Source organism: Sporomusa sp. (genome assembly GCF_057736855.1).
Map to the genome: position 1 here is coordinate 1 of NZ_JBYKYF010000422.1, position 2,089 is coordinate 2,089.

3 protein-coding genes are annotated in these 2,089 nt (G+C 42.9%); 2 read left to right on the top strand and 1 reads right to left on the bottom strand.

Going from position 1 to position 2,089, the window contains the following annotated elements; translation table 11 throughout:
- Both cmr6 and AC29Z1_RS17140 read left to right on the top strand, forming a co-directional pair.
- The coding region (gene cmr6 / locus AC29Z1_RS17135) for a type III-B CRISPR module RAMP protein Cmr6 (protein ID WP_488272659.1) at nt 1–506 on the top strand (506 nt) is incomplete at its 5' end.
- Between the two features lie 17 nt (nt 507–523).
- Nucleotides 524–757, top strand: a complete 234-nt coding sequence (locus AC29Z1_RS17140; RefSeq protein ID WP_488272660.1) for a hypothetical protein — start codon at nt 524–526, stop codon at nt 755–757.
- Nucleotides 758–1,255: 498 nt separating this feature from the next.
- On the opposite strand, the gene codA is transcribed toward AC29Z1_RS17140, so the two are convergent.
- The coding region (gene codA / locus AC29Z1_RS17145; protein ID WP_488272661.1) for a cytosine deaminase at nt 1,256–2,089 on the bottom strand (834 nt) is incomplete at its 5' end.

Genomic DNA, 2,089 nt, shown 5'->3' on the forward strand with positions numbered 1-2,089 from the left:
TACCCGGGTCTTCTGTTAAGGGACTTTGCCGAGCTTACGCCGCCAGCGTCAAAATCAATGCCGAGCTATATCAATGGCTTTTTGGAGCCTCGGCAGATGATGTTACTGGCTCCCAACAGTCAGAAAGCGGCGGGGTTCAATTTTATGATGCAATGTGGATACCAAATATTGAGAAACCTTTTGTACCAGAAATAATCACCACCCATCATTCTGACTACTATTCTTCCTACGGTGAACAAGCGGCAACAGATTTTGATTCTCCTATTCCCGCACCCCAGATTGCTGTTGTTGGTGATTTTTACTTCGCTATTCAAGGTGATGTTCAAGCTACTGCGTTGGCAGCTACCTTGCTGCAGCAAGCTCTGGAAAGCTGGGGAATAGGCAGCAAGCGTTCTTCCGGTTATGGCATTTTTAAAAATTTTAGGCTGATTAGCGCATTACAGCGAGTTCAAGAAAACAACAATGTATTGCCCAAGAAGCAGCACAATGGGAAGCCGAGAAAATAGCACGCCGATGTGCCGAAATGATGGAAAGTGTTTCACCAGTTAAACGAGAAATGCTGTCCCAAGGTTATGATGATGCTAAGCCAGATAGGTTTGAAGCAATGGTTAACTATTGGCTTACACGTATGCGTAATGGTGGTTCTGAGGGCAGGGAAATAGCTGAGTTGCTCAAAGACTCGTGGTTGCGCCACAAAAAGACGGAATGGCTTAAGGGGGGATTAGTAAAAAGAGTAAGGCAAAGATTAGAGCTATAAAAACTGCACTGGATTAAATAATACTTAATGATGCTCAATGCAAGAAAAAAGAACCCACCAAAAAGGCAGGTTCACCATAAACTTAGTTTCCCATTATAGAATTCACTAATATATAACATACCAGGGCTGCAAGGACGAAACAGATTCCTAAAATAACTGGTGCGGCACGATATAAAAAATGCAATGTATCTAGTGTCTTTTCGATAGAATTGAGCAAAGATGATCTCATTTCAATCCCCCCTAGATATATGCTTGTACCATTAGTTTAGCATATTTATGTTAGAGTGAATAGTATTTTCTGCTTGACCTCGTTTTATGCACATAAATAGACGCAATATTTTCCGGGAGGCTTTTTTGCTACTGCGGATTTTTTATAACTAGGGGGTTAGTAGAGAAACTTGCTAAAATAATTAAACACCTTCGTCGTGTATACTGACGTGATGTCAGAATACCGGTGCGGAGGTGTTTTTGGTTAATAGTCTTTTTATGTCTGATGTTTTAAAAGAGTACCTTTTTGATACTTGGAGTGGTGGAGGCAATTAATTTACCGCCCCGGTAGGAGTAGAGAACGGCGGATTTTTCATTCAGCGCATCATAGAAGTTGGTGGCATCCAGTACGATAAAGTCGGCAGGATGTCCTTCTTTGATTCCATAATGCTTCAAATTAAGTGTTCGTGCTGCATTATGGGTGATTAGGCGATAGGAATTTAGGATTTCCTCATAGCCCATCATTTGACAGACATGCAGGCCCATGTGTACTACGTCACGCATGTTGCCGTCTCCTAACGGATACCATGGGTCAAAGATATCGTCATGTCCGAAAGATACATTGATTCCTGCCGCCAGCAGTTCCTTTACCCGGGTGACGCCACGACGTTTGGGATAGGTATCCATTCTGCCCTGAAGATGGGTATTGACCAATGGGTTGGCGACAAAATTGATTTCGCTTAATTTGAGCAGCCTAAATAGTTTAGAAACATACGCGTTATTATAGGAATGCATCGCGGTGGTATGGCTGGCAGTAACTCTTTCTTTCATCCCAGATTCGTAAGCCCTGCATGCCAGGGTTTCTAAGCCACGGGAAGCTTCGTCGTCAATTTCATCACAGTGAACATCTACCAGCTTATCATATTTTTCCGCTAATTGCATGGCAAAGTTCAGAGACTCGACACTGTACTCTCTTGTGAATTCATAATGCGGAATGGCGCCGACACAATCGGCTCCCATGCGTACAGCGTTTTCCAATAACTGTTTGCCATTGGGATAAGACAGTATTCCTTCCTGTGGGAAGGCTACGATCTGAATGTCGACAATTCCTTTTAATTCATCACG

Coding starts and splice junctions, on each gene's coding strand:
- AC29Z1_RS17140 (WP_488272660.1), top strand. CDS start 524: ATGATGGAAAGTGTTTCACCAGTTAAACGAGAAATGCTGTCCCAAGGT.